The organism is Candidatus Baltobacteraceae bacterium, assembly GCA_036489885.1.
Lineage (GTDB): Bacteria > Vulcanimicrobiota > Vulcanimicrobiia > Vulcanimicrobiales > Vulcanimicrobiaceae > JAFAMS01.
Genome location: DASXEW010000001.1, coordinates 1,034,526 through 1,059,140 on the forward strand (window position 1 = coordinate 1,034,526; position 24,615 = coordinate 1,059,140).

23 protein-coding genes are annotated in these 24,615 nt (G+C 60.7%); 8 read left to right on the forward strand and 15 right to left on the reverse strand.

Going from position 1 to position 24,615, the window contains the following annotated elements:
* Positions 1–17: 17 nt before the first annotated feature.
* Positions 18–1,073, forward strand: coding sequence for a DUF3810 family protein (locus VGG22_04925; protein HEY1727695.1), 1,056 nt, complete (start codon positions 18–20; stop codon positions 1,071–1,073).
* Here the strand turns inward: VGG22_04925 and VGG22_04930 are convergent.
* From VGG22_04930 to dnaE, 9 genes are read right to left on the reverse strand one after another with little or no spacing between them, the layout of a single operon-like run.
* Positions 1,070–2,116 carry a threonine aldolase family protein gene (locus VGG22_04930; protein ID HEY1727696.1) on the reverse strand — a complete coding sequence of 349 codons (1,047 nt, stop codon included), beginning with the start codon at positions 2,114–2,116 and terminating at the stop codon, positions 1,070–1,072. The two genes, VGG22_04925 and VGG22_04930, sit on opposite strands and share 4 nt — an antisense overlap.
* Positions 2,117–2,149: 33 nt before the next feature.
* Complete coding sequence (gene ftsZ / locus VGG22_04935; protein HEY1727697.1) at positions 2,150–3,208, reverse strand: cell division protein FtsZ; 1,059 nt, start codon at positions 3,206–3,208, stop codon at positions 2,150–2,152.
* A 32-nt stretch (positions 3,209–3,240) separates the two neighbouring features.
* A complete protein-coding gene (ftsA, locus tag VGG22_04940) occupies positions 3,241–4,455 on the reverse strand; it encodes a cell division protein FtsA (GenBank protein ID HEY1727698.1) in 1,215 nt (404 codons plus the stop codon).
* 35 nt (positions 4,456–4,490) lie between these two features.
* Positions 4,491–5,249, reverse strand: a complete 759-nt coding sequence (locus VGG22_04945; protein ID HEY1727699.1) for an FtsQ-type POTRA domain-containing protein — start codon at positions 5,247–5,249, stop codon at positions 4,491–4,493.
* The gene (locus tag VGG22_04950) at positions 5,246–6,055 is read right to left on the reverse strand and encodes a Cof-type HAD-IIB family hydrolase (GenBank protein HEY1727700.1); all 810 of its coding nucleotides are present in this window, start codon (positions 6,053–6,055) and stop codon (positions 5,246–5,248) included. The genes VGG22_04945 and VGG22_04950 overlap by 4 nt, the downstream gene beginning before the upstream one ends.
* Positions 6,052–7,341, reverse strand: a complete 1,290-nt coding sequence (gene hisD / locus VGG22_04955) for a histidinol dehydrogenase (protein HEY1727701.1) — start codon at positions 7,339–7,341, stop codon at positions 6,052–6,054. Before hisD ends, VGG22_04950 begins: the two co-directional genes overlap by 4 nt.
* Positions 7,338–7,976, reverse strand: coding sequence for an ATP phosphoribosyltransferase (gene hisG, locus VGG22_04960; protein HEY1727702.1), 639 nt, complete (start codon positions 7,974–7,976; stop codon positions 7,338–7,340). Before hisG ends, hisD begins: the two co-directional genes overlap by 4 nt.
* Positions 7,976–9,175 (reverse strand): ATP phosphoribosyltransferase regulatory subunit, encoded by a 1,200-nt coding sequence (hisZ, locus tag VGG22_04965; GenBank protein HEY1727703.1) that lies wholly within the window; start codon positions 9,173–9,175, stop codon positions 7,976–7,978. The genes hisG and hisZ overlap by 1 nt, the downstream gene beginning before the upstream one ends.
* Positions 9,175–12,723, reverse strand: a complete 3,549-nt coding sequence (gene dnaE, locus VGG22_04970; GenBank protein ID HEY1727704.1) for a DNA polymerase III subunit alpha — start codon at positions 12,721–12,723, stop codon at positions 9,175–9,177. The genes hisZ and dnaE overlap by 1 nt, the downstream gene beginning before the upstream one ends.
* Positions 12,724–12,780: 57 nt before the next feature.
* On the opposite strand from dnaE, the gene VGG22_04975 reads away from it, so the two are divergent.
* Positions 12,781–13,875 (forward strand): GGDEF domain-containing protein, encoded by a 1,095-nt coding sequence (locus VGG22_04975; GenBank protein ID HEY1727705.1) that lies wholly within the window; start codon positions 12,781–12,783, stop codon positions 13,873–13,875.
* 9 nt (positions 13,876–13,884) lie between these two features.
* Here the strand turns inward: VGG22_04975 and VGG22_04980 are convergent, their stop codons facing one another.
* Positions 13,885–14,562 (reverse strand): PilZ domain-containing protein, encoded by a 678-nt coding sequence (locus VGG22_04980; GenBank protein ID HEY1727706.1) that lies wholly within the window; start codon positions 14,560–14,562, stop codon positions 13,885–13,887.
* A 157-nt stretch (positions 14,563–14,719) separates the two neighbouring features.
* On the opposite strand from VGG22_04980, the gene VGG22_04985 reads away from it, so the two are divergent.
* Positions 14,720–15,589: a fatty acid desaturase gene (locus tag VGG22_04985; GenBank protein ID HEY1727707.1), complete on the forward strand. Its 870-nt coding sequence runs from the start codon at positions 14,720–14,722 to the stop codon at positions 15,587–15,589.
* A 3-nt stretch (positions 15,590–15,592) separates the two neighbouring features.
* Here the strand turns inward: VGG22_04985 and VGG22_04990 are convergent, their stop codons facing one another.
* Positions 15,593–16,741, reverse strand: a complete 1,149-nt coding sequence (locus tag VGG22_04990; GenBank protein HEY1727708.1) for a P1 family peptidase — start codon at positions 16,739–16,741, stop codon at positions 15,593–15,595.
* 188 nt (positions 16,742–16,929) lie between these two features.
* On the opposite strand from VGG22_04990, the gene pckA reads away from it, so the two are divergent.
* A complete protein-coding gene (gene pckA / locus VGG22_04995; protein HEY1727709.1) occupies positions 16,930–18,555 on the forward strand; it encodes a phosphoenolpyruvate carboxykinase (ATP) in 1,626 nt (541 codons plus the stop codon).
* 10 nt (positions 18,556–18,565) lie between these two features.
* Here the strand turns inward: pckA and VGG22_05000 are convergent, their stop codons facing one another.
* A complete protein-coding gene (locus VGG22_05000; GenBank protein HEY1727710.1) occupies positions 18,566–18,988 on the reverse strand; it encodes a secondary thiamine-phosphate synthase enzyme YjbQ in 423 nt (140 codons plus the stop codon).
* A 59-nt stretch (positions 18,989–19,047) separates the two neighbouring features.
* Here VGG22_05000 and VGG22_05005 point away from each other — a divergent pair, with 59 nt between their 5' ends.
* From VGG22_05005 to VGG22_05015, 3 genes are read left to right on the forward strand one after another with little or no spacing between them, the layout of a single operon-like run.
* Positions 19,048–19,941: an ROK family protein gene (locus VGG22_05005; GenBank protein ID HEY1727711.1), complete on the forward strand. Its 894-nt coding sequence runs from the start codon at positions 19,048–19,050 to the stop codon at positions 19,939–19,941.
* A gap of 51 nt (positions 19,942–19,992) precedes the next feature.
* Complete coding sequence (locus VGG22_05010) at positions 19,993–21,042, forward strand: HD domain-containing phosphohydrolase (GenBank protein HEY1727712.1); 1,050 nt, start codon at positions 19,993–19,995, stop codon at positions 21,040–21,042.
* A gap of 26 nt (positions 21,043–21,068) precedes the next feature.
* Positions 21,069–21,341 carry a glutaredoxin domain-containing protein gene (locus VGG22_05015; GenBank protein ID HEY1727713.1) on the forward strand — a complete coding sequence of 91 codons (273 nt, stop codon included), beginning with the start codon at positions 21,069–21,071 and terminating at the stop codon, positions 21,339–21,341.
* Positions 21,342–21,371: 30 nt separating this feature from the next.
* Here VGG22_05015 and VGG22_05020 read toward each other — a convergent pair whose 3' ends face one another.
* From VGG22_05020 to VGG22_05030, 3 genes are read right to left on the reverse strand one after another with little or no spacing between them, the layout of a single operon-like run.
* Positions 21,372–22,166: a hypothetical protein gene (locus VGG22_05020; protein HEY1727714.1), complete on the reverse strand. Its 795-nt coding sequence runs from the start codon at positions 22,164–22,166 to the stop codon at positions 21,372–21,374.
* Positions 22,163–22,882 carry a hypothetical protein gene (locus VGG22_05025; protein ID HEY1727715.1) on the reverse strand — a complete coding sequence of 240 codons (720 nt, stop codon included), beginning with the start codon at positions 22,880–22,882 and terminating at the stop codon, positions 22,163–22,165. The genes VGG22_05020 and VGG22_05025 overlap by 4 nt, the downstream gene beginning before the upstream one ends.
* Complete coding sequence (locus VGG22_05030) at positions 22,825–23,496, reverse strand: FecR family protein (protein HEY1727716.1); 672 nt, start codon at positions 23,494–23,496, stop codon at positions 22,825–22,827. Before VGG22_05030 ends, VGG22_05025 begins: the two co-directional genes overlap by 58 nt.
* A 95-nt stretch (positions 23,497–23,591) precedes the next feature.
* Here VGG22_05030 and VGG22_05035 point away from each other — a divergent pair, with 95 nt between their 5' ends.
* The gene (locus tag VGG22_05035; GenBank protein ID HEY1727717.1) at positions 23,592–24,584 is read left to right on the forward strand and encodes an aldo/keto reductase; all 993 of its coding nucleotides are present in this window, start codon (positions 23,592–23,594) and stop codon (positions 24,582–24,584) included.
* Positions 24,585–24,615: the final 31 nt, after the last annotated feature.

Genomic DNA, 24,615 nt, shown 5'->3' on the forward strand with positions numbered 1-24,615 from the left:
GGGGTTCCTCTTTCCCAATGGGCATAGCTCGCCTTCTGGCGATTATCGCAGGCGTGGCCGCGTTGTTGCTGACGCCTTCTCAGAATTTTCTGGACGGGTACTACGCGAATACGTTCTATCCGGCTGCGCAAACGATGCTTACCGGACTGACGAACCATCTGACGTTCGCATTCAGTGATTGCATCCTCGTCATCGTCGTCGTCGGACTCGTCGCACGTTGGATCCTGGACCTGCGCGCACAACGGACGTGGCGCACGGTCATGAACCTCGCGCTCCACACGCTCGCAACCCTTAGCGTGATCTACGTTTGGTTTATGATCGACTGGGGTTGGAATTACGATCGTCCATCGCTCGAAGCTGCGCTCCACTTCGACGCCGACTCCGTCGAACGAATCGCGCTGGTGCCGATGGAGCTGCGCGCAGTTCGCGTGCTGAACGACGCGGCAATTGCCGCCCATCGCGAGCGCGAAGGAAATGTCGACGTTCGCCCGCAGCTCATCGAAGCCGAGCGGGCGACGCTCGTCACACTCGGGATCACGCATTCGGTCGTACCGACACGTCCGAAGCGCAGCATCATGGATTGGTATTTCACGTCCGCCGGCGTTACGGGGATGTTCGTCCCCTTCACGTACGAGACATACTTGGCCAGCGATCTGCTCTGGTACGAGTATCCGTTCACGCTCGAACACGAGTGGGGACACGTCGCGGGCATAGCGCGGGAGTCCGACGCAAACTTCATCGCAGCGCTCGCGACCCTGCAATCGGCCGATCCCATCGTGCGATACTCCGGTCTGCTGATCGTCTACGGTGCGCTTCCGCGAATTCCGCGCGCCGATGCACGTCTCTCGAAGCTCGTGCTCGACGATTACGGTGCGATGCGCCGGCGCGACGTCCAGCACATCCGACCGCTTGCATTCAAAATCGCGTGGGGAACGTACGATACGTATCTCAAGGCACAGCACGTTCCGACCGGCATCGTGAGCTACACCGAATACATCCGGCTTCTGTTGGGAACGGACGCCGGCCGCGCAGCTCTTTCAACCGCGCTCGGCGCCTCGCTTCCGCTACGTTAGCTGCCGCTCAGAACCGAAACGAGCGTCTTCGCCGCCAACTCGACTTGCGCGCGCGTCACGTCCAGGTGCGTTACGGCCCGCAGTCTCGTCTTGCCCATCACACTCAGACGCACGTGCTCCTCGCCGAGACGGTTCTCGACGTCCGCGGCGGTCACGCCGAGATCCTCGACGTCGAAGATCACGATGTTCGTCTCTACGTCCTCGATCCGAAGCTTCGGGATCCGGTGAATCGCTTCGTAGATGACCCGTGCGTTTGCATGATCGTCGGCTAGCCGTTCGACGTTATTCTCCAGTGCATAAAGACAGGCAGCGGCGACGACTCCGGCTTGCCGCATCGCACCGCCGAAGCGCTGTTTGAAATACCACGCCTCCTCGATGAAGCTGCGCGAGCCGGCCAGCACGGCACCGACCGGTGCGCCGAGGCCCTTGCTGAAGTCGATCCAGATCGAATCGAAGTGCTTTCCATAGTTGGCGGCCGGCGTCTTACTAGCCACGACCGCGTTCAACAAACGCGCACCGTCGCAGTGCATCCACAAGCCATTTGCGCGCGCGACGTCCGCGATGTCGACAATCGTCTGCAGCGGCCACACGCCCCCACCACCCAGATTGGTCGTCTGTTCGATCGAAACGACGCGGGTGCGCGGCGAATAGCGTGACGGGGCGCGCACCGCAGCCGCTACTTGTGCGGGCGTGAACATCCCGCGCGCTCCGTCTTGCGGATTGAATAGCGCACCGCTGAAGGCGGGGGTCCCACCGCCTTCAGCAACGATCGGATGCGCGGTCCGATGCAAGATGATCTCATCGCCCGGTTTCGTCGCAACGGCGAACGCGATTAAGTTACACATCGTGCCGGAAGGCAAGAAGAGTGCGGCTTCTTTGCCCAACAGCTGCGCGACGGCAGCTTGCAGGCGGTTGACGGTTGGATCTTCGCGCCGTTGCTCGTCGCCGACCTCAGCCTCGGCGATCGCACGGCGCATGCCCTCGGTCGGCCTCGTCGCAGTGTCGCTGAACAGGTCGATAACGGTCGTTGCTGTTTCGATCATCCCCGCTCTTACGCCGCGGGAGGCGTCGGGCCCTTAGCCCCTATAGCGCAAAAATGCAGGCACTTCAATGTCGTCCATATTGACCGGCGCGACTTTATCGAAGTCGATTCCCGCCGCCGTCTGCACGTGCGTCTTGGGAGCGCCGAACCCGGCCGCCAATACGGTGACGCGGACGCGGCCTTGCATCGTCGGATCGATCGACGCCCCGAAGATGATCTGCGCATCCGAATCGACGGCACGCGAGATCATTTCCGCAGCCTCGTTCACTTCGTACATCGAGAGATCGCTGCCGCCCGTGATGTTGAAGATCACGCCGCGCGCGCCCTCGATCGTGGCCTCGAGCAGCGGCGATGCGATCGCCTTTTGCGCAGCGTCGGCCGCGCGATGCTCGCCGGTGCCTTCGCCGATTCCCATCATGGCTGAGCCGGCATCGGTCATAACCGTCTTAACGTCGGCAAAGTCGAGATTGATGAGACCCGGTTGCGTGATCAGGTCGCTGATCCCCTGAATCCCTTGCCTCAGAACGTCGTCGGCATGCGAGAAGGCTTCTTGCAATGGCGTCTTCTTCTCGATGATCTGCAAGATGCGTTCATTCGGAATCGTGATGAGCGTATCGACTTTGCTTTCCAGCTCGGCGATACCCCGCTCGGCGACTTGCATGCGCTTACGGCCTTCGAATTGGAACGGCTTTGTAACGACCGCAATCGTCAGTGCACCCGATTCGCGCGCTAGTTCGGCAACGACCGAGACCGCTCCGGTGCCCGTCCCGCCGCCCATGCCGGCGGTCAAGAACACGAGATCCGCACCGTCCAGAACCATCGCAAGATCTTCGCGTGACTCGTTTGCGGCTTCGTGTCCGAGATTCGGATTTGCGCCGGCCCCAAGGCCACGCGTCAAGCTCGAACCGATTTGCACGGTGTTGTCGGTCTTCACGTTGCGCAAGGCTTGCACGTCGGTATTGATCGCGTAGAACTCCACGCCGCCGAGACCCGCCTCGATCATACGGTTGACGGCGTTGCATCCACCGCCGCCAAGGCCGATCACCTTGATTGTCGCGGCATGATCGGGAACGAAACGTTTGGCGTCTGCCATCGGCGTACTATCCTCCAAAGAAAGCGGTAAGTTTAGTTCCAAAGGTCGCCGAGCCAAGTCCCAAGGCGACCGACGACGCCGCGCTTGTGACCATTTGCCGGTGCGCCGTCGGATTTCGGGCCGAAGATGACGAGCCCAACCGCCGTCGCGTACTCGGGTTGTTTGACGGCATCATTGAGTCCCGCGAGCGTCGATGGATATCCAATGCGCGTCGGTAGGCCGAAGATCTCACTGGCAGCTGCGTCGATGCCTGACAACCGCGCGCCGCCGCCCGTGAGCACGACTTCGGCTAAGATCATGTCGCGCGCGACATGCTCGGAGATGTGCGCGCGTGCCATGCGGAAGAGTTCGCTGATACGCGGCTCGATGATCGCCCGCAGCTCTTGCGTCGTAACCATCCGCGAGTTTCGTCCGTCAAGTGTCTTTACGGAAAAGCTTGTCTCGTCGCCGAGCTCAAATTTGGCCGCGCTGCCGTACGTACGCTTGACCATCTCGGCTTCGGCGAAATTCGTTTTCAAGCCGAGCGCGATGTCGTTCGTCAGGATATTTCCGCCGACAGGCAACGTTCCGGTATGAATCGCACCGCCGCCCACGTAGACGGCGATATCGGTCGTCCCGCCGCCGATGTCGAGCAAAATCACGCCGACGTGTTTTTCTTCAGGCAAGAGTGTCGCAGCCGATGAAGCAAGCGGCTCGAAGACAAGGCCTGCGGTTTCTAGGCCGGCACGGTGCACGCACTTGAGGACGTTGGCGATGAACGTCGCGCCGCCCGTGACGATGTGCGTCTCGACTTCGAGACGTCCGCCCGACATACCGACCGGATCGGTCACGCCTTCGTGTCCGTCAACGGTATAGTGACGTGGCAGCGCGTGAATGATTTGCCGGTCAGCTGCCAAGTTGATGATCTTTGAGGCGTCGAGGACACGCCGAACGTCACCGTGGACGACCTCGCGCTCCTCACCGGAGACTGCGACGATGCCGCGATTGTTCGTGCTCTGAATGTGCTCGCCGGTCACGCCTACGTAGACTTGGGAGATGGCAACGCCGGCCATCCGCTCCGCTCGTTCCGTCGCGGCTTCGATCGCCCTGACGGTCTCCTCGAGATCGGTTACGACGCCACGACGAAGCCCGGTGGAAGGCGCTTCACCGACACCGATGATCTCGAGGCCGGCGGGTCCGTTGGCGGCGACGACGGCACACGTTTTGGTCGTCCCAATGTCGAGCCCGGCGAGGGTCTGCGACCGCATCCCCTAGATATTGTGTTTCCCTAGGCAAATCCCTACTACTTGTGGTGGCTGCGCTCCTCGACGACGGGGGTCGAGGGTGCGCGGAGGTCGATGACCGCGACGTCCCGGGAGCGCTTCCCATAGGTCTGAAGGATCGGATCGACGAGCGTGGCCTTCTGCGCCAGGTCGCGATCGTCGCCGAAACGCACCGCGATCCCACCGCTTAACGTAACGTCCAGGCCGCCGAAGCGATCGAAGGCGCTGTAGACGGGGTCGACATGATTGGCGCGCAACGTCCGCACGTCCGAAAGAAACCGCGTCAACTGCGCGACGTCGATCGTCGACCCGGCTTGCTGCGGCGTAAGCCCAGGCCACCCGATCACGACCGCGCGCGGCCCATCGTTGCACGATGTTTCGATGACGTGTCCATTTGCATCGACTAAGTATCGCGCGGATGCAGACTGTACGCAGGCCGCCGGCGTTCGTTCAACGACGACAATCCGGACGCTCGCAGGCAACGAACGATGAATGCGCGTCGATTGCACCCACGGAATCGCATCGACACGCGTTTCCGCAGCGTGTTTGTCGATCAACCACGCGTTACGATTGCTCGGAATCGCGGCACGTTTGAGGACATCCGCTACAGCGACGTGCTTGGTTCCATAAACGTCGACGTTCTTCGGAGTGAAACCCGGCCAGGTCGCAATACGGAAGCCCGCGACGCCCGCCGCGATCAGCAGCAGAACGATGAAAATCCAAAATACGCGCAGTCGTGCGAGCAGCGACGGTTTCGCGCGGCGGCGCACCGTCGTCATGCGGCGCTCAAGATGAAACGCTCGATCGCCTCGGCGACACCGTCTTGCTCCACACCGGCGACGATCGCATCGGCCTTTTCACGCAACTCAGGCGGAGCAGTCCCCATTGCGACACCGAAGCCCGCGCTCGTGATGAGCGGCACGTCGTTCCATGAATCCCCGATCGCCATCGTCTCTGCGAGCTCGACCCCATAGTACTTCGCGACCGTCGTAAGCGCGCGTCCCTTGTCGACGTTCGCATCGATGACTTCGACGAACTCGGGTTGACTGCGCGTAACGCTAGCGTCGCCTGCAAGCCAGATGCGCAGCTCTTCTGCATACGCGCCGGCGAGCTTGGGATCGAGCACACAATTGATCTTGGTCGACGGCCGCTCCGCAAAGAATTTCGCGAGCGGACCAACCTCGTGCGCCTCTACCTTCGCAAGCGCCGTATAGCTGCGCGTGTATTCGTCGTTGACTTCCGTGTAAAGCTTGTCCTCAAAATAACCGAGCGCGCGCACACCCTCGCCGGCGGTGCGCTCAAACACCCGGAGGCCCGCCGCAATCGGCATCGGCGTATGGGCGAGACGTTCACCCGACGCAACGACGTACGTGGCTGCACCATGATAGCACACGATAGGCCCCTCGATTCCGATCGCCGCCGCGAACGGACGCGCAGCCGAGAACATGCGGCCCGTAACCATCGTGAACGCGACGCCCGCACCGCGCGCGCGCGTGATAGCGGTCTTGACGTTCTGCGAGATCTGCAGCTTCGTCGAGACGAGCGTTCCGTCCAAATCGAGGGCCACAAGGCGAATCTGGGTCATCGTTTACGCATCCTCGCGCTTTGCGCATGCGCGGGAAGACCTTCGAAATCGGCGAGCGATGCGAGCACGTCCGCATCTTGCTGCATGCGCGCGTCACTGTACTCAACGAGCGACATCGTCCGCATAAAATCGGCGAGACGCAACCCCGATGCGAAACGGGCAGCGCCGGCGGTCGGCAAGACGTGATTCGTTCCGGCGATATAATCGCCGGCCGCAACCGGCGTCGATGCGCCCACAAAGATGGCGCCCGCGTGCCTGACGCGCGGCACGAGCCGCATCGGCTCGCGCGTTTGAATCGAAAGATGCTCCGGCGCAAAACGATCGATAACCTCGACGATCTCGTCTTCGTTACGCGCGTGGATTAGCCAAGCTCGCTCGCCCAGCACACGGCGCACGATCTCGTTGCGTTCCGTCTCTTTCGACGCCGACAATGCATCGGAAACGCGCTCCAACACCTCGCGGCTGGTTGATACCGTTGCGACGCGCGCATACGGGTCGTGCTCGGCTTGTGCAAGCATCTCGCCCGCAACGAACTCGGGCTGCGAAGCCTCATCTGCGACGACGAGGACTTCGGACGGACCGGCGAGTCCATCGATACCGACTGCGCCGAAGACTTGCCGTTTTGCTTCGGTGACCCAGACGCTGCCGGGTCCAACGATTTTATCGACGGGCGCGATTCGCGACGTGCCGTACGCTAGTGCTCCGATTGCCTGCGCACCTCCGACTGCGTACAGCTCGTCGACACCGCAGAGCACGCAGGCGAAAAGAATCGCCGGATTCACGCCGAGTTTCCCGCGGGCGGGCGGCGTTGCGACGACGATGCGACCGACCCCGGCGAGTTTGGCCGGGACCACCGTCATAATGGCCGACGACGGCAGTGATGCAGTCCCGCCCGGGACATACGCACCGATGCTCGCAAGCGGACGGGCGAGCATTGCATAACGTGAGCCGTCGCGTTCGTCGAATTCGATATCCGGGATGCGTTGCCGCGCATGAAACGCGAGCACGCGTTCACGGGCCAGCTCGAGGCCGGCGGCAACCTCGCTCGGAACGAACGTTCGCGCTTCCTCGGGCGGAGGAAGAGCCACTCGCAGCCGCTCGAGCTTAAAATCCGGATCGTCGAAGCGTCGCGCGTAGTCACGTAGCGCGTCGTCACCGCGCGAACGGACGTCGCGCAAGATTTTTGCGACGCTCGCAACGACGTCTTCATTCGGCGCCCATCCCGGCGCGTAAAGGTCGCTCAGCGCGCCGCGATCGCGGCTTTCAACAATCGGGGGCGGCTTCACGCCCGCACCGGATCGGTTTGGGCTCCCAGACGCTCCAGAAGACCGCGAAGCTCGGCGTACTTCGCGCGGAAGCGAATCGGATTGACGACGAAGCGCGCCGTCGAGCGCTCGATTTCGTCGACGATGACGAGATCGTGGTCGCGCAGCGTGTTTCCCGTTTGCGTAAGATCGACGATGAGATCTGCCAAACCGACGAGTGGTGCAAGCTCGACCGAGCCATGCAGCGGGATGATCTCGACTGGAAGGTCACGTTCCGAGAAAAAGACTTCCGTGCTCCGAACGTACTTCGTTGCGACGCGCAAGAACGTCGGCAACGCCGCACCTTCGTGATAGCGATCGATGCGGCGCGCCGCGACGACCAGACGGCAGGCACCAAATCCGAGATCGGCGAGCTCGCTGACATGACGATCGGTTTCCCACAGAACATCCTTACCGACGATCCCGCAGTCCGCAGCGCCAAACTCGACATAGGCGGGGACGTCACTCGGCCGCAAGAACACGAGCTCAACCTTGTCGTCGACGCGCACTGCAAGGCGCCGGCCTGCGTCTTCCGGCACGTCGATTCCCGCCGCGCGCAGCCGGGCCGCCGCATCGTCGAAGAGCGCACCCTTGGGGACCGCAATCACTAAGCTCATCAGTGCGGAGCCCCGAACGGGCGCGCAACCTCGAGGGGTGTCGACGGTCCTTTGCGCACACGCAGCTCTTTTACGGCCCCGTTACGCGCGACCAAAATGCGCGGAATGCCGTGCGCACGCGCGTCGGCGATCAGCGCTTCATCGCTGAGATCGGCAGAGGCGCAGCGCACCACGTTGCCGGCTGCCCGTTCGCGTGCGGCTACGATATCGGAGCCGGCAACCAGCATATCGATGCGGGGACGTTTGCGGTCGAGATGCCGTCCGCGACGTTCCAGCGCGATCAAAATGCGTTCGATCCCACCCATCCAGCCAACCGCAGGGACGTCAAACCCGAAGCGCGGCAGCAAACTGTCGTAGCGTCCTCCGCCGCAGAGTGAGAATCCGATTTCTTCGATGTAGCCTTCGAAAACGAAACCCGTGTAGTATTCGAGATCGCGCAGCATTGCAAAATCGACGTTGATGCGCCCGCCGATCCCCAGACTCTGAGCGCGATTCAGTAATTGCTCGAGCCGATCGAGTGCAATTTGCGATACCGGTGTGACGCACAGCGGCCTGACTTTATCGAGCGCCTCCAGGCCCCCGCGCAACATCGCATATTCCGTCAGGCGTGGATCGCATTCGCGTAACGCAACGATGTTGCGATCCGAGATCGCCTGCTTGCAACGTTTGCGGTCGCCGGGCGGAATTTGCATCGCTTCCAAAACGCCGTCGACGACGTTCCCGTCATTGATGTCGAACGCTGCATCCGAGAGTCCCACCGCGTCCAGAACCTCGACCGCCATGAACAGCGCCTCGGCATCTGCATCGACGCCGCCCCAGCCGATCAGCTCGACGCCGGCCTGCGTGAACTCGCGCATGCGGCCCTCTTGCGGCTCTTCGTAGCGATACGCCGGCGCAATGTACGAGAGACGAAGCGGCAGTGGATCTTCGCGCATGCGCGTTGACACGAGCCGTGCGATCGGAGTCGTCATCTCAGGGCGCAACGCCATCGCATTGGCTTGACGATCCGTAAAGCGAAACGTTTCGTCGGTCAGCGTGTCGCCGAGACCGAACTCGAGCACTTCGAAGCGCTCGAATCCGGGCGTCATCACTTCTTGATACGACCAGCGTCCGAAGACCGCACGAATTTTCTGCTCGATCTCGCGTTTGCGAGCAAGCTCGTGCGGAAGCCAGTCGCGGACCCCCGCAGGAAGCCGCACTAGGGTGGACCCTCGACGACGTTCACAGCACCAAAGATTCGCTCGAGCTCCTTGCGAACGCTCGCGCTTCCCGTGATCCCACGCTCAACGCGCCGGGATTCCGCGCCCACGTGCAATACGACCGGCACGGGTCCTGGGAATTCCACACATAAAGCGGCTAGCGCGTCGACCTGTTCGCGGCGGCCTACCGAAAGATGCCAACCCGGGGGCAACGGGTCGCTCGCGGGACGAACGAACGGTGTCACCGTCGAGACCTGCATCGTCGCCTCCGGCGGGGCCTCCGTAGCTGCGGCGTTCCCGGGGCGCTCGCGCACACGTATGCGCCCTGAAAGAACGACGATGTGATCCTGCACGAACGGCGCTTGTAATTCATCGTAGAGCTTCGGATAGACGACGCACTCGATGCTGCCGCTCATGTCTTCGAGCGTCGCGATCAGCATTTGTGACTGCGCGCGAGTGAGCGTCCGGCGCACGTGCGTCAAAAGACCGGCGATGGTGACGGCCTCTTCTTCGGTCCGTGTCTTCGCATCGCGAATATTGATCGCCCCGCTGCGTGCGAGAGCCTCGGCGATGTCCGCCAGCGGATGTCCGGAGAGAAACACGCCGAGCGTGTCACGTTCCCAGCCAAGCATCTCTAGCGGATGCGGTGCTGCGAGGTTGCGCAACTTCGGCGCGATCTTCGCGGTGCCGTTCGACTCGCCGAACAATGAGACTTGACCCAGCTCGCGCTCGCGCGCGTGCGCCGCGGCCAGATCGAGCGCCGCATCGATCGCGTCAAGCAGCTGAGCGCGATTGCCCTCGAGTGAGTCAAGCGCCCCCGATTTCACGAGCGCTTCGAAGACGCGCCGATTGGCGTGCTTCGGATCGACGCGGCCGGCGAACTCGAAGATGCCTGTGAACCTGCCACCTTCTTCGCGCGCGTCTAAGATCGAGCGCACCGCATTCTCGCCAACGCCCTTGATCGCTGCCAAGCCGAATCGGATCTGCCCGATCCCGCCATCCGCGAGCGAGGTGAAGTCGACCAACGACTCATTGACGTCGGGCGGCAGCACGGTGATTCCGATCTTGCGCGCTTCATCGATGTACTCGACGAGCTTGTCGGTCTTGTCTTTCACCGAGGTCATCAGTGCGGAGAGATATTGGAGCGGGTAGTTCGCTTTCAGATACGCCGTTTGATAAGCGATCCAGCCATATGCGACCGCGTGGGCCTTGTTGAAACCGTAGCCCGCAAAGGGCTCGATGAACGTGAATATCTCATTTGCAACGCGACGGTCCACGCCCTCACGTTCCGCACCGGCCAAGAATTTCTCGCGGTAGATCGGAACCTGATCTTTGAGCTTCTTGCCCACGACCTTGCGCAACTCATCAGCTTCGGACATCGAGAATCCGGCGATGTCACGCGCGATTTGCATGATCGATTCTTGATAGATTGCGATTCCGTAGGTGTCGCGCAGAATCGGCTCGAGCTTAGGATGCACGTACGTTGTCGGCTCGCGTCCGTGCTTGCGCGCGATATATTTCGGGATCCATTCCATCGGTCCGGGCCGATAGAGGGCCACGAGCGCGACGACGTCGTCGAACGAGTTCGGTCGCAGCTCGGTGACGACGCGCTTCATCCCCTCGGATTCCAGCTGGAAGACCCCGATCGTCTCCGCGCGGCTGAGCATCTCGAACGTCTTCTGGTCGTCGTCCGGAATCTTCTCGAGATCGAAGTCCGGGCTCGTCGTGCGCCGGATTTCGTCGGACGCGTTCTTCATGACGGTGAGATTGCGAAGCCCCAGAAAGTCCATCTTGAGCAGGCCGATCTTCTCGACCCATCCCATGTCGTATTGCGTGTTGACGTCGCCTTCGCCCAGCTTGATCAGCGGTGCATAGTCTATCAACGGCCCCTTCGAGATCACCACCCCGGCCGCGTGCGTCGAAGCGTGACGCGCCATCCCCTCGATCGTACGCGCCGTATCGCACAGCTCGCGAATCTGCGCGTTCATATCGTAGAGCGAACGCAGTTCGGGAATCGATGCGAGCGCTTGTTCGATCGTCAAGCCTCCCGGACCGGAGGGGATCAGCTTCGCAACGCGGTCGACGTCTTGCAGGGGAACGCCGAGCGCGCGCCCTGCGTCGCGGACTGCAGCACGCGCAGCCATCGTCCCAAACGTGACGATTTGCGCGACACGTTCGGTGCCGTATTTTTCCGTCACGTAACGGATGACTTCGTCGCGGCGATCGACACAGAAATCGGTGTCGATATCCGGCATCGAGATCCGATCGGGGTTGAGGAACCGTTCGAAGATCAGCTTGAACTTGAGCGGGTCGAGGTTCGTAATTCCAAGACAGTACGACGCGACGGAACCCACGGCAGAACCACGACCCGGCCCGACCGGAATATCATTGTCGCGCGCGTACTTGATGAAATCCCAAACGATCAGGAAGTACGAGGCGTAGCCCATCTTCTTGATGACCGAGAGCTCGTAGTCGAGCCGCTCTTGCAGCGAGGCATCGTTCGCGGCGCGTTCCTGACCGTAGCGTTCGCTCAAGCCCTCGAGGCACAGCTCGCGGAGATAGTCGTCCGGCGATCGTTCTACCGGGAGCAAATCGCCGCTGACCGCATCGGCTATCGCTATCGAGGTCGCGACCGCTGCGTCGCGCCCGAGACTGAACAGTGACGGCGCCGTAGTGGCGCGCGGCGGCACCGGATAGTCGGGAAGATGAAACACCTTTTCGGGAATCTTGATGTCGATGCGCTTTGCGATCGCGATCGTATTGTCGCAAGCGTCCGGGAGGTCGGCAAAGAGCTCGCGCATTTCGCTCGCCGACTTGACGTAGTACTCCGGCGTGGAAAACTTCAGCCGGTTGGTGTCGGCGACTTGTTTCCCCGTCCCGATGCAAAGCAGCACGTCGTGCGCGACGGCGTCGTCACGCTGCAGGTAGTGTGAGTCGTTGGTCGCGACCAGTGGAATGTTCAGCTCGTGCGCGACCTTGATCAAACCCGTATTGATCGCATCTTCCTCAGGCATCCCGTGACGCATGATTTCGATATAGAAACGGTCACCGAAGATGTCCAAATACGTGCGCGCGGCTCGTTTGGAGCCTTCGTAGTCGTTCTTCAGCAGCGGCGCCGCGCACAAGCCCGACATGCAGCCTGAAAGAACGATGAGGCCATCGTTGTGCTGCGCCAGCAAATCGAGATCGATTCGCGGCTTGTAATAGTAGCCTTCGAGAAAGCCTTTTGAGATCAGAGCGACGAGATTGCGGTACCCGACGAGATCGGCTGCGAGAAGTGTGACGTGCGCCTCATCTCGCACCGTCCGGTCGAAGCGACCTCGGGGAGCGATGTACGCCTCGCACCCGACGATGGGGGTAAGCCCGTGATCCTTCGCCGCGTAGTAGAATTCCATCGCGCCGAACATTACGCCGTGATCTGTGAGCGCAACGGCGGGTGCTCCGTCCTGGGCGGACCGCTTGCAAAGCGCATCGACGCGACATGCGCCATCGAGCAAAGAGTACTCGCTGTGCACGTGAAGGTGGACGAAGGAGTTCAAACCGCTCACAAGGGTTCTTGCGCGGCATAGGACTGCCCTCGGAGGCCTCCGAAGCCGCTTGTTATAGTGGCCGATCCCACTGTTCTTTCGCTCGACGAGTTACGAGCGCGTATCGACGAGCTCGAACGGCGCCTTTCCGAGGTTGAATCGGAGCGCAACGAGCTTGCTGCTGAAAACGCGGAGCTTCTGGTTTTCCAGCAGGTTCTCTCGACGATCAACGCGAGCTTGGCGATCGATGACATTCTCTCAATTGTAATCCGCGGCGTGCGTGAAGCGCTACGCTTCCGCCGGATCATTTTGTTCGACATGGTCGAAGGCCGCGCGCGCCGCCGCCTGGAGACCAACAACGAAGGCAACGTCGTCCCCTCGCGCTCCGGCGATTTCCGCGAGAGCTCGTCGCTGCGCGGCGTGGTCCAGCGGACGATCGACTACCATCTCGGCTCCTCCGGCGACGGCGAATCGCCGGTCGGGGGAACGAAGGGCGCGTACGCGCTCGTCCCGATGATCAGCCGCGATATCGTGCGCGGCGTCTTGTATGTCGAAGGCCCTCCGACCGAGGGGATCACCGACATGCAGGTGCGGATGCTGATCGACTTCGGATCGCAAGCGGCGATCGCAATCGAAAACGCACAGCTGCTCGCCGAGACGCAACAGCTTGCCATGACGGATTCTCTAACAGGGCTTCTCAATCGGCGCGCCCTCGAGCAGATGCTCGACCGAGAGCTGCTCAACGCCGAGCGCTACAACGCGCACCTCGCCTTCTTCATCTTCGATCTGGACGATCTCAAGACGATCAACGATACCGGCGGGCATCCCGCGGGTGACGCCGCCCTAAAGGCGCTGGCCGAAGTTCTTAAAGGAAGCGCGCGTAAGGGCGACATCGTGGCCCGCTACGCCGGCGACGAATTCGTCCTGGTTCTCACCAACACGAATCGGCCAGCTGCCGTCCGCGGCGTCGAACGCGTCTTCACAAACCTCGATCGCCACCACGTCAAAGCCTCGGCGGGCGCCGCTATCTTCCCGAACGACGGAACCGACGGGAAAGCGCTATTCCGCTCGGCCGACGCCGCGCTCTACGTCTCAAAGCAAGCCGGCAAGAACCGCTTCTTTTTCTTCGACGCGTTAACGCAAGCCGCGCAAGCGTCACGTCAACGGGGTTAGTAGCCGGCTCTAGTCGACGTCGATGAGCTTGGTGTGCCCGTCGTCGCAGCTGACGAGCACGTTCGTCATGTGATCGACGACGGTCTGCAGCGTGCGGTCGGTGCACCGGCTGCGCACACGCAGCCACACATACGGCGCGCCTTGCCGCATGGTGTATTTCACGAAGTTGTATTCGATCAGCGGCAGTCTGTTCTCGGAGTACGGATCGATGCGGCTCTTGGCGAGCAGCGCTTCGGCGATCTTATCTTGGGTCTGCTGCGTGATCAGCGAGTCGCGTTGCGCAGCCGAGAGCGTCGTGCCCTCGGAGAAGTCGGCGTTGTTCTCGACCGTCCACAACATGAGACGATCCCAGTCGTCATCGGCAATCGACTTCAGCTTTAGCCCGTAGCGGAAGTGATCGACGCCCTTCACTTTGACGACGTCGCTCCAACGGACAGTCCCGATCACCGTGAACGGTTTTGCCTGAATAACGGCGCCGAGCATGAGCTCGGCGGAAAGATCCTTGACCGGCTGCTGCAAGAGAACGCAGAGCCCGCCTCCGCTGATATCCAGCCCTACGAGCGGTACTCGCTCACCCGGGGTGGCGTAGTAGACGCCCTGAAAAGGCTTTGTCCGACGAAAAAATTTCCGCCGGTTCGGAGTGGACGGCTGCTGCGGCGTCGTGGTCGCCGAGGTCGTCTTAGCCACCGTCGCTATTTAAGCGTAAGCCGCCGCGTATGCCTGCCCGCATGGCCGGAAGACCTCCCATTTTACAAAAACTTACAGGGGGAAGGCCAGCCGGGAAAGGGGAAGCCGCCGTGCGGCCCAGCCTTCCAGAGCCGGTCGCCATTTCGGAGGGACAGTTTTGCGTCTCAAGCGCCATCAAGCCACAGGCATTGGCCTGCTGCTCATCCACGTCATCGCCCTCGCAGCATTCTTGCCGATGTTTTTCAGCTGGTCGGCCTTGTTGGTCGCCTTCGTCTTATACAACATAACGGCGCTGGGGATCACCCTCTGTTATCATCGTACGCTTACGCACCGCGGGTTACGCTTGAACACTGCGGCCGAATACGTCGGCGTGATTTTCGGCGCGCTCGCGTTGCAAGGCGGGCCAATCGAATGGGTCTCGACGCATCGCAAGCATCATGCATTCTCGGACGGCGAGGACGATCCACACACGATGGCCCGCGGTTTCCTGTGGGCGCATTGCTCGTGGCTCTTCCGTCAAAATGCCAAGATGTGCACCGAGGCGGATGTGCGCCACTTCGCGCCGGACGTCGTCGACGTTCCGTTCTATCGTTGGGTCGATCGCAACACGCTTTGGCTGCAAATCGCGCTGGGCGTTGGGCTTTTGGCTGTGGGCGGCTGGTCGTGGGTGATTTGGGGAATCTTTGCACGCCTGGTCGTTTGCTATCACATTACGTGGATGATCAACAGCGTCGCCCATATGATCGGCTACCGTTCATTCAAGACGACCGATCTTTCAACGAATTGCTGGTGGCTCGCGCTCCTGTCGTGGGGCGAAGGCTGGCACAACAACCACCACGCGTTTCCGTTCTCGGCACGTTTCGGACTGCGCTGGTTCGAGTTCGATCCGACCTGGCTGATGCTGCGCGTATTGCGCCTGATGCATCTCGCCCATGAGATCAAGATTCCCACGCGCGAAATGCTCGAGCGCCTGCGCAACCCCGCGAAGCAGAAGCGGGCCGCGCGCGCCGCAAAAGTTTCAGCCTAGGGCTTACCGGCGATACTGCGCTAAGAGCGCGCGAACGCGCGGGTGCGGTAATCCGTAGAGTACCCAACCGTCGGCTCCAACCATAGTGCGCGCACTCCAGAGCGCATCGTAAACGGCAGATTCTGCTGCATCGGCAGTTGCCGAATAAAGCGCATCGATGTGGTGTTCGTCCTCGTCTATGGTTTCGGTCTGCTTGCCGGGGTTGCGCCGCGTCAAATTCGTCGTGCTGAACCCCAAAACGAAATCACCGCTGGAAATCAGCGAGGACCATCCCGCTTTCCCCAAGCCGAACGCGACTCGTTGGATCATCGCGTGCAAGATGTGTGAATCGATCGGTGCATCGGTCGCAACGATGACGTTGATGCTTCCACCGGCTATGCGGCCGCGCCCCGCGAGATATCCGACGCGGCGCCGAAAGCTTCGAACGACCGGTAGCAATTCGTGACGCATGATCATGCCGATCGGGACGCCGGCGATCGTCAGTCGTTCGCGCGAGCCGCCGTTGAGATTCAGCAAGACGCCGACGGTATAGCCTCCCAAGTTCGCCGGAAGCACGCGCGACGCTGAGCCGATCCCACCTTTGAACGAGAATCCGTGCATCCCCGTGCCCGCCCCGACGTTGCCACGCGCGAACTGCCCGCTCCCGGCACGATTGAGAAGTGGCGGAATTTCCGTCGCCAAAACATGACGTCCCTGATCGTCATTCATGCCCTGGTCGTCGCATTCTCCGACGACGGGCAATGGTACGTCTTCAGTAATGCCGATGTCGGGATACTGCTGTATCATCCAGCTTTCGACACCGTCTGCAACCCGCGGAACGTTCATCGTCCCGGTCAACAAGATCGGGTGCTCGATGAAGCCGGATTCTTCTATCCAATGTGTCCCTGTAAATTCACCGTTGCCGTTGAGAGCATAAAACGCCGCGGCACAGCGTTGCGTCCATGGATCGCGATTTTGAAGGATTGCAGTCGCACCCGTACGCACCGGACCGATTCCCGGACGAAGCGCTCCGCTTCCCGAGATCTTCGTGAGATGCGCAACGCGCACGCCGGCGACATCCGTGATTCCGTCGACGTTGCCGCTCGGGAACGACCCGGAATGCAATGCTGCCGGCTTCGCGCCCGCGGCATAAACCATGGCCGGAGCAAGCATCCAGCCAGCGCTAAGGGTAAGAGCCGTGCTACGTCTCACAAGTTAACTCCCAGCTGCGACAATCGTCGGTAAGGCTGCCAGGTGTACACACGTTGCGAGAGGGTTGCACTACCGGAGCCCGCTAAGGTTCTAATTACCTCCCAGACGGGAACGACAATTTCCGTGACCTTTCCTCTCTCGAAGAAGGAGTGACCATTCCCATGATCCTGACCGTGAATGATGTTGCGGGACCGATTGATGTCGATCTCGCCTCCATCGGGATCAAACCGGGCGGCCGCGTTTTTCGAAATCTCTCGGTTGCGGAGCTTTACGAGCACGCGCTTCGACGGGATGAAGGCGCAATCGGCGCGAGCGGGCAGCTGATCGTCGACACCGGAAAACACACCGGTCGCTCGCCCAAGGACAAGTTCTTCGTCAAAGAGCCTTCGAGCGAGAAATACATCGATTGGGGCACCACCAACAAGCCGATCGATGAAGCGAAGTTTGATGCGCTCATGGCGCGCGTCGCCGATTACCTGAGCCGCAAAGATCTCTATGTTCTCGATTGCAACGTCGGAGCGGATCCCCGTTACAAGCTCAACGTACGCGTCGTAACGGAGCTCGCATGGCAAAATCTCTTTGCACGCGATCTGTTCATCGTCCCCGAAGAAGTCCCGGCTGATTTCAAACCGGATTTCACGGTTGTTGACGCCGCGCTTTTCGATGCCGATCCGGCACGCGACGGCACGAATTCCTCGACGTTCATTCTCGTCAACCTTGCCAAGAAGATCGTTTTGATCGGCGGAACGCGCTATGCGGGCGAAATCAAGAAATCGGTCTTCACGATCATGAACGCACTTTTACCGCTCAAGAACGTGTTGAGTATGCACGCTTCCGCGAACGTCGGGCCTTCGGGCGACGTCGCAATCTTCTTCGGCCTCTCGGGCACCGGTAAGACGACGCTCTCGGCCGACTCGCGCCGGCCGCTCATCGGCGACGACGAACACGGCTGGTCACTCGATGACGGCGTATTCAATTTCGAGGGTGGGTGCTACGCAAAGGTGATTCGCCTCTCGCAGAGCGCCGAGCCCGAGATTTGGGCCGCCTCGCACCGCTTTGGAACCGTGCTCGAGAACGTCGTCTTCGACGAGAAGACGCGGGAGCTAAAGCTCGATGAACAATCGAAGACCGAGAACACGCGCTCGGCATATCCGCTCGACTACATTCCGAACGTGCATCCCGGTTCGCGCGCGGGTCACGCGCGCGCCATCGTCATGTTGACGGCCGACGCGTTCGGTGTGTTGCCGCCGATCTCGAAGATGACACCCGAGCAGGCAATGTACCACTTCCTCTCAGGGTACACCGCGAAAGTTGCCGGCACGGAGCGTGGCGTCAACGAGCCTGAGGCCACGTTCTCGACGTGCTTCGGTGCGCCGTTCATGGTGCATCCGCCGACGACGTATGCGAGGATGCTCGGCGAGCGCATTCAGAAATTCAACGTAAGCTGCTGGCTGGTGAACACCGGTTGGACTGGCGGCCCGTACGGCGTCGGTTCGCGCATGAAGATTGAATACACGCGCGCCATGGTCAATGCCGCAATCGAAGGAAAGCTCGACGCCGGCATTACCTTCAAGCCCGAGCCCTTCTTCGGCTTACAGATTCCCTCGAGCGTGCCGGGAGTTCCGAGCGAAGTGCTCGATCCGCGTGCATCCTGGGCCGACAAAGCTGCGTACGACGCACAAGCGAAAAAGCTCGCGAAACTCTTCGCGGACAATTTCACGAAGTACGCCGCACAGGCCGGGGACGCGGTCAACGCGATCGCGATCCGGCCCTAGCTCACCTCGCCTAAGGAGAGCCTAAGCCGAGCGCTTTTAAGAGTATTCGCTTCGGGCGCTGACCGTCGAATTCGCCGTAATGCACGCGTTCCCACGGACCAAAATCCAGCTTGCCGCCGGTTACCGGAACGACGACCTGATGCCCGAGGATCATCCGCTTGAGGTGTGCGTCGGCATTGTCTTCGCCCGTTTCGTGATGCTTGTAATCCGGTTTGTTCGGGGCGAGCTCTTCAAGCCAGGCGGCGATGTCCTTCCACAAGCCCGGCTCGTGATCGTTCACGAAGATGCTGGCGGTTATGTGCATCGCCGTGACCAAGATCATGCCATCGTTCAATTTCGATTTTACGCAGAAACGCTGGACCTCATCGGTGATGTCGATGATCTCGTAGCGCTTCGCGGTCTTCATCGTGAGATATTCGGTGTACGCGATCATGCGTGTGGTTTGCGAGAATTCGCTGAGGGCTCCTCGCGCGGCGGGGCGAACTGGCCGCCATGGAGCTGATCGGCGTCAACGTCGGCGGAACGACGACCACCGTCGTACGCGGTGACGAAACCGGAGCGATGACGGAGCGCAGCAGTTTTCCGACGGAGAGTACCCTTGGCGCCGAACCGCTTTATGCAAAAATCACCGCTGCTATAAGGGATTTTCGCACTTCTAAAACACGGGCGGCGGGCGTCGCGATTGGCGGCCCGCTCGATGCAAAGCGTGGCGTGATCTTGAATGCGCCGCATTTGCCGTTCCGCAATTTTCCGCTGCTTGATCGCTTACGTGCAGATTGCGCCCTACCGGTGCTCGTACACCACGATGCGGCCGCATGTGCGCTCGCCGAATGGCGTTGGGGGCCGGATGCCGGCGCGTCCGGTATCGCGTATCTCACCTGCGGCACCGGCTTCGGTGCGGGACTCGTCCTCGACGGTCGCGTTCGGTACGGTGCAAGCGGCCATTCACCCGAGATCGGCCACATTCGATACCGCGACATGGGCCCGAATATCTTCGCAAAGCCGGGCTGTTTCGAAGGATTTGGGTCGGCAAAAGCGCTTCTGCTTCTTGCGCAAGAGCGCGATCCGGACGGCCTCGGCCAAACGAGCCCCCCCGAAATCCTCTCCCGAGCTCAGGCTGGTGAATCGCTTGCGCTCGAAATCGTCCGGGAAAACGCCCTTGCGGTCGGTGCAGCCTGCGCGCTCTTGGCAGATTTGCTCGTCCTCGACGTCGTTGCCCTCGGAAGCCTGTCCCTGTATGGGGGTGACGAATGGATCGGCTGGGTGCGCGAGAGGTTCGAGCGCGAAGCTCTCCCCGCAAACGTCGAAACCTGTCGTCTGCGTGCGGCCATGCCCGCCGTCCAGGACCTTTCCGCCCTCGCCACGGCGCTTGACGCAGCTTCGTAAAACTCTTTTTATACTGCGGGACGGCCGTCACTGGCGCCGAAGCGATTGAATATGCAGACCGTCCTCGCACTCGATGACGCGTTTACAAGTCTTCAAGGCTACCAGCGCATCCTCAAACAACTCGACGGCATCGAGGTCGTTCCGTATACGACGTCGCGTGCTGCCTTGATGTTCGCCGAGAGCAACTCGGTCGATCTCGTGATCACGGAGTATGATCTCGAGCCCGAGACCGGCCTCGATTTCGTTCAGAAATTTCGCAAGATCCCGGAACGCAAAGCCATTCCGGTCATCATGATCAGCGGAAAGAACGAGAATGATATCCGAGGCAACAAAGTTTTCGATGAAGAGGTCGACGACTTTCTGCACAAGCCGGCCGATCCGGTTCAGTTCCTGGCGCGCGTACGCAGCTTGCTCAAACTTCGCAGTAAAGATCTCGAGCTAAAAGAACGCGCTGAAATGCTCGCTGAGACGGTGCGCGACAAGACCAACGAAATCTTGCTCGCCGAGGAAGAGACGATCTTCCGCCTGACGCGTGCGGCCGAATATCGCGATAAGGAAACGAAAAATCACATCGTGCGCATGGGTCACTACGCACGCCTGCTAGCGGCGCGTATCGGCCGTTCGACTGCGGATCAGGAATTGATCTTCTTGGCTGCGCCGATGCACGATATTGGCAAAGTTGCGATTCCGGATAGCATTCTGCTCAAAGAAGGCAAGTTGACGCCGACCGAATGGGAAGTCATGAAGTCGCACGCACGCGCCGGTTACGAGATTCTCAAGGAAAGTGAGTCGCCCGTCATCAAGATGGGCGCCGAAATCGCGCTCGCGCATCACGAGAAGTGGGACGGCAGCGGATATCCTCAAGGCCTCAAAGGCAAGGATATCGCGCTGACCGGCCGCATCTGCGCGCTCACCGACGTTTTCGACGCGCTCGTTTCGACCCGCCCGTACAAAAAAGCGTGGCCGCTCAATGAAGTGCTCGACACGCTGAAAAAAGGCAAAGCACAGCACTTCGATCCGGCGCTCGTCGACGAGTTTTTGCAGATTATTCCGGACGTGCAGAAAGTCCGCAAAGCGCTCCCCGACTCCGAGGCCGCCTAACTACCCGGCGTCTTTGTGGATAAAACGTGGGTCCTGGGGACAGTAACAAAATAGACGTCGAGGCACTTGGGCCGGGGCACCGGATCGAGCTGTACATCAAATCGGACTGCCCCTATTGCGCGCAAGCGCAGGCATTTTATCGCAGCAAAGGCTGGGCGTTCGAGTCGTACGATGCGCAACGTGATGCTGCAGTTAGGCGCCGGATGCTGCAACTTTCAAGCGGCGATCCAACCACGCCCGCGATCGTCGTCGACGGAACGTACGTGCAATCCGGCTGGGGTAAGCCACCGAGGGGTTGAACGGTTCACTGACGCGCCGGTCGGCGCCTCTCAGACGGGCATGCCGCGAGAGAATACGAAAACGTACATTACAACCATGACGAGATACGCGCCAATCGCGAACGGGTCGATGCGCAGCGGGGCATCAACGCCATGCACAGTTGGCGGATCCGGTCGAGCGTAAAGCGTCGCTGCGATGATATCGATGTTTCCGATCGCCGACAGCAATCCGAGCATGACGATCGACAGCCTGCCGCCGATGCCCGCAGGCGCCAGTAATATGACGCCGGCGAGTAACGGAAGATAGAATCCGCCCATTACGTACCGCCGTTGATCGCGCCGTGAATCGAGCTGCGTATTCTGTGGCGCAACGGCAAACATCGACTCTTTTGCGACTGGTGCGAGCCGAACGATCGCAACGATGCCGATCGCGCACCATACCCAACGCGTCGGGAGCGGCGCTTGGAGAATGTCGGCGATCGCCCAGGTATCGCCGGCGCGCATCAACGGAGTTACGATCAGGTAGTTGACGAATAATATGATGCCTGACCAGGCCATCCAAAAGAGAAATAGGCGGGGGAACGTATAGCGCGGCGTTCCACGCCGAAGCCAAAGCAGAAAGACGACCCCGAGCAGCAAGCTCGTAAGCGGTCCGGCTGCAAGAATGAGCAGATTTTGCACCGGTGTCCCGCTCGGGTTGTCTTCGTAAAAAGCGTAGATCTTCGGGGAAAAACCGAGACTTTGCGCCATCAGGCCGTGGCCAACTTCGTGCAGCGTGGATGTTAGCAACACCGCAGTGGCATACGCCAAAGCCGAGTTGATCCAGAACGCGCGCCGGCCGCTCATACCGTCACAACGTCGGCGTAGACGAAGCCATCGCGTTCGACGACCTCTCCTACTTCAATTGCAATCGGCGCGTCGAACATCGGCCCGGCTGAAACGACCGTGTGGAACTCGCCATTTTCTCCGCAGGGATCGACGCTGTGGGGTAACTCCGCGAGCAACTGTCGATCGAATTGCCGGCCCGCGAACGTCCGGTCGAGCTTCTTCGGATCGACACAAACTAGATGGGCCGTAAGACCGATCCCGATCATTTCCTCGGCCAGCGCGCGCGTGTCGCGTTTCCAAAGTGGGAAAACTCCGTGCATGCCGGCTTTGGCAAGACGCTCTTCACGATACGCGCGAATATCCTCGAGAAAGAGATCCCCGAAGACGATATGCTCGATGCCCTCGGCCTGAATTTGGCCGACGGCAGCGGCCATGCGCGCGTCGTAGACCTCGTTCGTGCACGCGCCCGGAATCAGAATCTTGATGCACGGGAGCCGAAGCGCAGCGATTTGGCGATCGAGCAGACTGCTACGGACCCCGTGCATCGCGACGCGATCGTAGGTTTCCGTAATCGTCGTGAGGACGCCGACGACATCAACGTTTCCGCTGCGCTTCGCCTCGAGCAGCGCGAACGCGCTGTCCTTTCCCGAGCTCCAGGAGAGATAGGCTCTCGGCGTTATTTCTGCAGGCCTCGCATGCGCATGGCGTGATTGTGCGCGATGATCGTCTTGAATTGGTCGAACTCAGGGCCGGCGACGCCCCGGCGCATCGACATCGTGGACGCTCCACCCAGCCGTCCGCGAATTCGCACGGTCATGCCCACGGGGACGTACATCTTCTCATTTCGTCCGTAAACGACAAGCGTGTCATTGTTGGTGCCGTGGACGCACGCAACGATCGTCTCATCCCCGCGCGTGACGATTACGCCTTCTGTGCCGCGGATCGCGATCTCGCTCACCGGCGTAATGAACGTATAGTTCGAATGCGCGCCCGCGGGATGCCGGACCGAGAAATGAATGGCGCCAGCGTCGATCCTGATCGTCGCGCTTGCGATCGGCGTTGTGCGATCGAAAGACTCCAAGCCGACTTGCGATGACGCCCCGATCGACACGACCGATGAATCCGGCAAATCGACCGCGGCCATCGAACGCGCCTGCGTGTACGCAAAGCCATGCGGATGAATTGTCAGCTGCCCCGTGACCGGAACACGATTGCCTGTGACCGTGCGCTGGTAGTCGAGCCTCCCGCTCACTCGTTCGAGTACGATCGGATCGGCGCCAAAAGCCTTCGGCACCACGGACCACAGGACCAGGACGCAAACGGCCGTTGCGCAGCTAAGTTTTTTCATGTGATGGCATAGTACGACGAACCGGCTCGGGCGCACTGTAAGCGCGCCGACCTAAGGAATCCCGCAGCGTTCGCCGTAAGGTGCGAACCATGGAGATGATTCGCCTCGGGCGCAGCGGGTTGAGCGTTTCGCGCATTTGTCTTGGAACGATGACGTTCGGAGCTCAGGCAGACGCAGCCGCTTCAAATAAGATCATGGACATCGCCGCCGAGCGCGGTGTGAATTTCATCGATACCGCTAATGCATATCCGTTGCCCCCGAGCCCGCAGACGATGGGCAAGAGCGAAGAATTCGTCGGCGCGTGGCTCAAAGGCAAACGCGAGCGCTTCATCCTCGCGAGCAAGGGCAACAACGTTATCGGTCCAGGGCCCAACGAAGGCGGGAATTCGAGAACGCATCTCATGCGAGCACTCGACGATTCGCTCCGTCGCTTGCAGACAGATTATGTCGATATTTACTATCTCCATCATCCCGATCCACAAACGCCGCTCGACGAGGCGATCGAAGCGCTCGACGACATGCGTACGGCGGGAAAGATCCGCTACTCGGCGGTCAGCAACATGCCTTCATGGCAGCTCTCGTATTGGACGGGATGGAGCGCGGAACACAATCGCGCGCGCTTCGCCTGCGTGCAACCCCGCTACAACATGTTGTACCGAGCTATCGAAAGCGAGCTCATTCCGGCTGCCGCTGCATGCGATGTCGCGGTCGTCATCTACAATCCGCTTGCGGCCGGAATGCTCACCGGCAAATACAAGCCGGGTGCAAAACCGGCGGAAGGGCGATTCAGCTTTTCAGGACCGTCGGGCGAGCGTTATCGCACGCGCTACTATCAGGATGAAATGTTGCGTCTTGTGCAAGAGCTTTCCGATGATGTCGGCAAACGCGGCAAAAGCCTCACGCACGTTGCGCTGCGATGGACTCTCGATCAGCCAGGTATCGCTTGCGCAATCGTCGGCGCCAGCAAGCCGGAACAGATCGCGGATTCACTCGGTGCCGCCGAAATAAAGCTCGACGATGCCGATCGCGCAGCCTGCGATGCGATCTGGTATCGTCTGCCACGCCGGCGCCCCCAAGAGGACCGCTAAAAAGCAAGAAGCCCGCTGATAACTTGCAGCG